The sequence below is a fragment of the Rothia gullae genome (genome assembly GCF_024294905.1).
Classification (GTDB): domain Bacteria; phylum Actinomycetota; class Actinomycetes; order Actinomycetales; family Micrococcaceae; genus Rothia.
Genome location: NZ_JANCOC010000008.1, coordinates 44,661 through 51,758, shown reverse-complemented (window position 1 = coordinate 51,758; position 7,098 = coordinate 44,661). Strand labels below are relative to the sequence as shown.

Below are 7,098 nucleotides of genomic sequence, written 5' to 3'. Positions count from 1 at the left end.
CGCGTGTCGCGTGGGGGCGGCCCGGGGGGGGGGGGGGGGGGGGGGGGGGGGGGGGTTTGGGGGTTGGGGGGGGGGGGCGGGGGGGGGGGGGGGGTTCTTCGGCCCGCCCGGCCTCCCCCGGCCCCCCCCCCGGGGGGGTTGGGGGGGCGCGGCACCTACAACCCTGGATTAGGGCTGGTGCAGGGGGCGTTCGTCAATGACGGTGCCACCAATAATTTTTTCGATAGCGCGCAGACCGATGAAGGTGCTGTTTTCGACCTTCTCATCATCCTCAGAGACGTAGTCCTCATCGGATGCGGCGCGTGCCGGGCGAGTCGGTGCCGCTGGTGCGCTAGGAGTCGGGGCGCTAGGAGTCGGTGTGGCAGGTGCGTTAGAAGCCTGCGATGCCGGCTTCTCATCGCTTGCCGGAGCAGTATCAGCCGGAGCAGCGAGGGGACCAGCCGGTGCTACAGGAGCAGTCGGCATTGCGGCCGCAGCGGGTGCCTCAACCGGTTCAGCGTAGGCAGGCTCATCCTCAAAAGGGGGCTCCTCCTCATACGGAGGTTCCTCTGCGTGAGGAGACTCCTGCGAGAACGGAGGTTCCTGTGCTTGCTGGGGTTCAGCAGCGCTCTCCTGCTGCGGAATTCCACTACCGGAGGCCGCAAAGGAATCACGCTCACCAAAACCACCCGCCGGAGCAACCGGAACCTGCTGGGCTGCCGGAACTTGTTGACCAGCCGGAACCTGCTGGGTTGCCGGGGGCTCAGGATCAAGCGGGCCAGCCGGTACAGCCGGGGCAGCCTGCTGAGGTGCCTCCTCGGGGGCACTCTGCGGAATCGGGGCAACCTCCCACGCGCCCAGGGGCGCATCCACGCTCGTGGACTCGGGGGTGTTTGCGCCGGTCAGCGGCTGACCGTGGCGATGCCACGCATCCTCACCGCCGCGCGGACCATCAGCCAGAGGCGCCGGCTGAGCGGGCTGCGGGGGAGTCTGCTGAATGGGCTGCTGAGACGCCTGCGGCGCAATAGCCGCCGGAACCGCAGGCTGCGCTGTGGGAGCACTGGGCGCTGCGGGCTGAGCTGCGGGCTTGACCTGCGCACCGGGCTTCGCCACCTGAGCGTGAATGGTCACCTGACGGCGCAGGAACTCACTCACGCGGGCTGTCAGCTCGGGCACAAAGTCCTTGACCGCACGCAAAGTCGCAATGTCGGCGCTCACGTACAGGGTTGCCCCATCCATGCGGGCGGGGCGAACCTTCATCAGCTGCTCCGCCGCACTGGGAACGCTCATTCGGTTAAGAATGGCACGCCAATTACCCTGAACTGCCGCCAGCGGATCGTTCGGGTCAAGCTTCAGAGGGGCGGAGGGGGTACCCGCCGCAACGGCATCAGTTGTAGCAGAAGCCGGGATATTCTGCGCCGCCGGGGTATTACCCGCTAGGGGAGCACCAGTCGCAGGTGTGGATTCCTGCGCGGTCGGTGCCAGAGGTGCAGCGCTAAGGGGCGCGCCCGCCAGCGGGGGAGCACCCGCGCTGGCGGGCTGAGAACTGCCCTGCTGAGAGCCGCTCTGCTGAGGGGCTGACTGCGGGGCAGCCGGCTCCTGAACAGGGGTGCTAGGAGTTTGCGCATTAGGCGCCTGAGTCTTAGGAGTCAGGCCAGCCGCCGCCATACCCGCCGCACGAGCAGCAGACATACCACCCTGCGCCGGAACCGAACCAGCAGTACTAGAAGCCACGCGACGCTCCAAAACCTGCAGGCGAGAAGCCAACGCCGCGACCTCAGCGCCACCGGCAGAATCCTCCACCGCAGGCAGAAGCAGACGAGCACACAGCAACTCCAGCTGAAGCTGCGGATTCGCCGCCCCCGTCATACCATTCAGAGTTTCATTCGCAGTACCCGCAGCAACCGTCAGCTCACGCTCACCCAAAGCCTGAGCCTGCTGAGCCAAACGCTCCAACTGATCCTGCGGAACACCCTGCAAAATCTGGCCGGCAGCCTGCGGAACAGCCTTCACCACAATCAAATCACGCAGACGCTCCAGCAAATCCTCCACAAAACGGCGAGGATCCTGACCGGTCGCCACCACACGAGACACCGCGCCAAAGAGAGTCGGCGCATCCTTCGCACCGAACGCCTCAATAACCTCATCCAGAAGCTGCGCGTGGGTATAGCCCAGCAGCGCCACCGCACGGTCATACTCAATGCCGCTCTGCGACGACGCACCAGCCATCAGCTGATCAAGAATCGACAGCGAATCACGCACCGAACCGCCACCAGCACGAATCACCAGCTGCAACACACCCGACTCAACCGGCACCTGCTCCTGATCGCACAGGCCCTGCAGGAACGGCAGAAGAACCTCCAGCGGAACCAGACGGAACGGGTAATGGTGAGTACGCGAACGAATCGTACCCAACACCTTATTCGGCTCAGTCGTCGCGAAGATAAACTTCACGTGCTCCGGCGGCTCCTCCACAATCTTCAGCAACGCATTGAAACCCTCACGGGTCACCATATGCGCCTCATCAATAATGAAGATCTTGTAACGGTCACGCACCGGCGCCAAAGTAGCGCGCTCACGCAAATCACGGGCATGATCTACACCGCCGTGGCTCGCCGCATCCATCTCAATCACATCAAGAGAACCGCCACCATCACGCGAGAGCTCACGGCACGAATCGCAGACACCACACGGAGTAGGAGTCGGACCCTGCGCACAGTTCAAGCAGCGCGCCAAAATACGCGCCGACGTGGTCTTACCGCAACCACGCGGACCCGAAAACAGGTACGCGTGATTCACACGGTTCTTCTCCAAGGCGACCATAAGAGGTTCGGTCACGTGTTCCTGCCCGATAACCTCAGCAAAGGTCTCGGGGCGATAACGACGATAAAGGGCAGTGCTCACGGCAACCTCTTCAACTCGGGGGTGCGGATAGGACAATCCCTACCATTTTAGACGCTTTACCCCTCAGCCCGAGTGGCCAACAGTCACCGGCGAACACACCACCGCACCACCGCCACCGTGACACCTACCATGGATGCTCACCCGGGTGGCAAGTACGCCCACAGAAATACCGCGGACGCGCCGAATTCCCAAGAACCCAAAAATCCGGTACACTGGTTCTTGCCTCTTACGTGGCGTTATCTTGGAAAACTCCCCCAGGACCGGAAGGTAGCAAGGGTATTCGAGCTATGACGGGTGCGTAGGAGGTTTTTTCATGCCCAAAAACGGGTACCTGGGTAGCTCACACCCGTCATATGCACTGCGTGCCCGCTCCGCTGGCGCTCCGCGGCTTCGGATCCGGATTTGATTCTTCGCGCGCTCAGAATCCGGATCCTCAGCGGTTGCGTAGGAGGTCTTTTCATGCCCAAAAGCAAGAGCACAAACATCTACAAATGTGCTTTCTGTTACTTTTCTCATCCAGAACTTGCATGCTTCGCAAAAGCGTAGTAAAGTTTTATTTGTTGCCTGCGCAATGTGCAGAAAACATAGCTGGAGGATTCGCCTAGCGGCCTATGGCGCACGCCTGGAACGCGTGTTGGGTTAACAGCCCTCGGGGGTTCAAATCCCCCATCCTCCGCCACCGATCCCCGGTCTTAGATTCTAAGACCGGGGATTTTTTATACCCCTTGGTACTATTTCTTCAGAATCCCACGGTTACACGCGCCGCCGAGGCGCCCCTACCTGCAGAAAGCATCACCATGATCTTCAAAAAAGTAGGCGACAGCCGCCCCTACCCCCAGCACGGCATGACCCACGCCGATTGGGGAGGAATCCCGCCGCAGCAGGTACGCCTCGACACCCTCATCACCACCCAAAAAAACCTCAACCTCGAGACCCTACTCGCCGAAGACTCCACCTTCTATGGCGACCTCTTCCCGCATGTGGTCAAATGGGGCGGAGAACTCTACCTCGAAGACGGCGTGCACCGAGCACTGCGTAACGCCTTGCACCGCCGCGCCGTCATGTACGCGCGCGTACTGGACCTGGACTCCATCTCCCCGGCACTATTACCCGGCGCGTGAAAACCCACCCGAATACAGAAAAAGCCGCGAACCGATGCAAAGAAGCATCAGGCCCGCGGCATTATATGTAGCTATTCAGCCCGCTAAACCCTTAAGAAGCGACCTTCAGATTCGCCTCCTGCACGGGCGACTGCTCCGGCAGGGACTCCTGAGAATCCAAGCGAACCGGGGCGCCCTGAGCATCAAAACGGGCACCCAAACCCATCTGAATAAAACGAATCGTGCTCAGAATCTGGCGTTCGCGAGTCTCCTCATCCGGCGCATCCTCCGCGCGGCCCGCGCTGGAGGAGAGGGAACCATGCACGAGCATCGCCAGTTCTCGAATATCGTTCTTCGGAATGTAGTTCTCAGCAATGGCGGCAGAAAGAATATGCGCCAACACCATCTGCAGCTCGTGCACGTGTTTGCCGAGCTTCGCGTAGGACTCGGGGGAAAGCATGGAACGCATCGCCGGGCCCGGAGGCAGATGGCGGCGCGCCAAGTCGTTAATCTGCAGGCGAATGTAGATAGCGAGCTGGTCAATCGGGTTTTCGATGCCCTCCAGACCGACGCGCAGCTCGTTGAGGAAGCGTTCGGTCTCATCCAAGGCGTATGCGACCAGCAGTTCGCCCATGTCAGCGAAGTAGTTGTAGACCGCGGTGCGGCCGATGCCGGCGTTTTTGGCGACGTCGGTCATGGTCAGGCCGGGCAGGCCGCGGGTGTAGAGGATCTCGCCGAAGGAGTCGAGAATGGCGCGTTTGGTGTTCTCGCGCTGGGCGGCGTTGGTTGCTGCAGAAATACGAGGCATAGTGACACTCTACCCCAAACCGTCAGCAAATGACGAATTTATCAAATGTGTCACCAAGAAATTTGTGCAATCCATGCAAAATTTTTTGCAGATGGGCGCAAAATACACCAATCGCAGGGTGCCCCTAAATGAACCCCAAATGAGTCGCCGCCGCCAAATCAGCACCCACCAACGACGCAATCGGATACCCCGTATGACCGCGCCCCGGAGTCACCTGTAACAAAGTCCGCGCCCCCAAACCCTCATAGAGCACACTACCCTCCTGCGCCGCAATACGCGCCGACCAGCTACCCTCCGCACTGGTCGCCATACGCCGAATCCCCGAAGGCGAGCGCCCATCCAACACACCCACATGCCAACTCATCAACAGGTGCTCATGCGAGGAAGGATTCAGTGCAGCCTGCTCACGCACCCGAGCCGGCACGCCGTCGGCACCGCCGCCACCGATGAAGGTCGCACCGCCTCCTCGAATCCAGTCAATATCGTGCGACAGCAGCTCATAGCTGAGGAACTCCGCACCACCCGAATAGCCTGCAAACCAGACGCGGCTCATATCCACCTTGTACGCCAGGGCAATCTCTTCAATGAGGGCGCGAACCATCCTGCCGTTCGAGCGGGCGCGAACCCACCAGTTATAGGTCAGCGGAGGCGCATAAGGGCCGGTATCTTTCACCCGCGGCTCCCGCAGGCTACCCGGAGCCAACACCGGTACGGACAGCATATTGAACTCAGCCGCCACCTGCGCCAACTCAGCACGCAGGGGAGAGGTGCGGCGCAACAGGCGGCTACCCACACGAGAGAGGTGGTCACCATCAAAATAGAACAGTACACCGGGCGCAGACTTAGACTCAGACAGAAGGCGCAGGTTATCGACCCGATAGTAGATATTGCGCCCGCGATGCGTAAACGACCGGTAGCCAAGCAACTCCGAAGACGCCAACAGCATGGGCTCCACCAGAGACGCACCGGCGCGAACCGCATGCGCCGCATAGGTAAAAAGCGGATGCAGACGCGGAATATGCGCGCTCAGCCGCCGCTGGTTACTGTGCCGCCGCCTCCGCACTCGCCGTATAGAGCCCCGAATAAAGCGGCGCACCGAGGCACGCAGTGCACGCCCCGCCTCCAGCGGGGATGCCATCTGCCCGGTATGGTGAGCGCCGGTGCGGTGAACTCTGTTGTAGCGAACTCCGCTGCGGTGAACTCTGCGGCTCAGACTCTTCATACATCCATTGTAGGTGCGGGGGTTCTGCCGCCGCCGGGATGAGGTGGCTCCGCAGGCACCCCACACCGGGTAGCCGGGCACATAAAGCGTCCACACTCTTGAACGAAGCCCACAAACCTGCCGCCGGCACGGCATATAGGTACTATTAGATAGGCTCGGGTGGCAGACGAGCCGGTGACCCCTGCCCTGCATTGCAGGCTCACCACCACGCGTGAGGGCTCGTACCTTACGTGAAGAAACACATCGCATGAAGAAAGACTTGGGGAAAGTAATGGCTAAACCCGTTAGCGAATCTAAGACTCAGACGAGCACCGTTACGGTGCCCTGGGCTGGTCGCCGCGGCTACTTTGATCTGCTGCTGGGCGCATCCTGCGTCATCCTGATCATTTCGAATATTGGTGCAACCAAGGGCGTGGAGTTCGGTCCGCTGCCCTTCGAGCTGCCCCTGATTGGCTCGACCATTGTTACCGATGGTGGTTTCTTCCTCTTCCCGCTCGCCTACGTGATTGGCGACCTTCTTTCTGAGGTGTACGGCTTCAAGCGTGCCCGCCGCGCGATTGTGGCGTCCTTCGGCTCGGCTGCTTTTGCGGCCCTGTGCTTCCTGCTGATCGTGCATCTGCCCGCTGCGAGCTTCTACACCGGCCAGGAGGCGTTCGCGCAGGTTCTCGGTCCGGTCTGGCAGATTTTTGCGGGCTCCCTGCTCGGTTACCTTTTCGGTCAGACCCTGAACGCCTGGGTCATGGTGGCAATGAAGAAGGCAAGCAAGGGCCGTTTCCTGTGGCTGCGTATGATTGTCTCCACACTGGTCGGTGAGCTGCTCGATACCGTCATCTTTTGCTCCATTGCGGCACCGGTGCTCGGCATCGACACCGTGGAAGCATTCATCAACTACGTCCTGATCGGCTATATCTACAAGTGCCTGGTCGAGGTGCTCCTCATGCCGATCAGCTACCCGATTATTGGTTGGTTCAAGCGTCACGAACTCGAGTACGTGGCGTAAGCTAACCTCCTGACAGCTGATGTGCAGAGCCGCCCGGCCTAACGCCTGGGCGGCATTGCCATTTCAGCTTTATCCAATACACAGC

Annotated in this window: 5 protein-coding genes, 1 tRNA gene and 1 other RNA gene; 4 read left to right on the top strand and 3 right to left on the bottom strand. The window is 60.9% G+C overall.

The window, feature by feature from the left end; all coding sequences use genetic code 11:
• Positions 1–168: 168 nt before the first annotated feature.
• The gene (locus NML54_RS06070; protein WP_254756656.1) at positions 169–2,883 is read right to left on the bottom strand and encodes a DNA polymerase III subunit gamma and tau; all 2,715 of its coding nucleotides are present in this window, start codon (positions 2,881–2,883) and stop codon (positions 169–171) included.
• A 217-nt stretch (positions 2,884–3,100) separates the two neighbouring features.
• On the opposite strand from NML54_RS06070, the gene ffs reads away from it, so the two are divergent.
• The 3 genes from ffs to NML54_RS06055 all read left to right on the top strand — a co-directional run bounded on the left by ffs (position 3,101) and on the right by NML54_RS06055 (position 4,004).
• Positions 3,101–3,197, top strand: an RNA gene (gene ffs, locus NML54_RS06065) — signal recognition particle sRNA small type.
• A gap of 276 nt (positions 3,198–3,473) precedes the next feature.
• Positions 3,474–3,562: transfer RNA gene (locus NML54_RS06060), tRNA-Ser, on the top strand.
• Positions 3,563–3,680: 118 nt separating this feature from the next.
• Positions 3,681–4,004 carry a type II toxin-antitoxin system VapB family antitoxin gene (locus NML54_RS06055; RefSeq protein WP_254756654.1) on the top strand — a complete coding sequence of 108 codons (324 nt, stop codon included), beginning with the start codon at positions 3,681–3,683 and terminating at the stop codon, positions 4,002–4,004.
• A gap of 91 nt (positions 4,005–4,095) precedes the next feature.
• On the opposite strand, the gene NML54_RS06050 is transcribed toward NML54_RS06055, so the two are convergent.
• Together NML54_RS06050 and NML54_RS06045 are read right to left on the bottom strand one after the other, a co-directional pair.
• The gene (locus NML54_RS06050; RefSeq protein ID WP_254756652.1) at positions 4,096–4,791 is read right to left on the bottom strand and encodes a TetR/AcrR family transcriptional regulator; all 696 of its coding nucleotides are present in this window, start codon (positions 4,789–4,791) and stop codon (positions 4,096–4,098) included.
• Positions 4,792–4,915: 124 nt separating this feature from the next.
• Positions 4,916–5,929, bottom strand: a complete 1,014-nt coding sequence (locus NML54_RS06045; RefSeq protein ID WP_254756650.1) for a hypothetical protein — start codon at positions 5,927–5,929, stop codon at positions 4,916–4,918.
• Between the two features lie 355 nt (positions 5,930–6,284).
• On the opposite strand from NML54_RS06045, the gene NML54_RS06040 reads away from it, so the two are divergent.
• On the top strand, positions 6,285–7,013 hold the full coding sequence (locus tag NML54_RS06040; RefSeq protein ID WP_254756648.1) for a queuosine precursor transporter: 729 nt from the start codon (positions 6,285–6,287) through the stop codon (positions 7,011–7,013).
• The last annotated feature ends 85 nt before the right edge of the window (positions 7,014–7,098 follow it).

Bases quoted from the DNA above. Each gene is read 5' to 3' on its own strand.
- NML54_RS06055 (WP_254756654.1), top strand. From the start codon at position 3,681: ATGATCTTCAAAAAAGTAGGCGACAGCCGCCCCTACCCCCAGCACGGC.
- NML54_RS06050 (WP_254756652.1), bottom strand. From the start codon at position 4,791: ATGCCTCGTATTTCTGCAGCAACCAACGCCGCCCAGCGCGAGAACACC.
- NML54_RS06045 (WP_254756650.1), bottom strand. From the start codon at position 5,929: ATGGCATCCCCGCTGGAGGCGGGGCGTGCACTGCGTGCCTCGGTGCGC.
- NML54_RS06040 (WP_254756648.1), top strand. From the start codon at position 6,285: ATGGCTAAACCCGTTAGCGAATCTAAGACTCAGACGAGCACCGTTACG.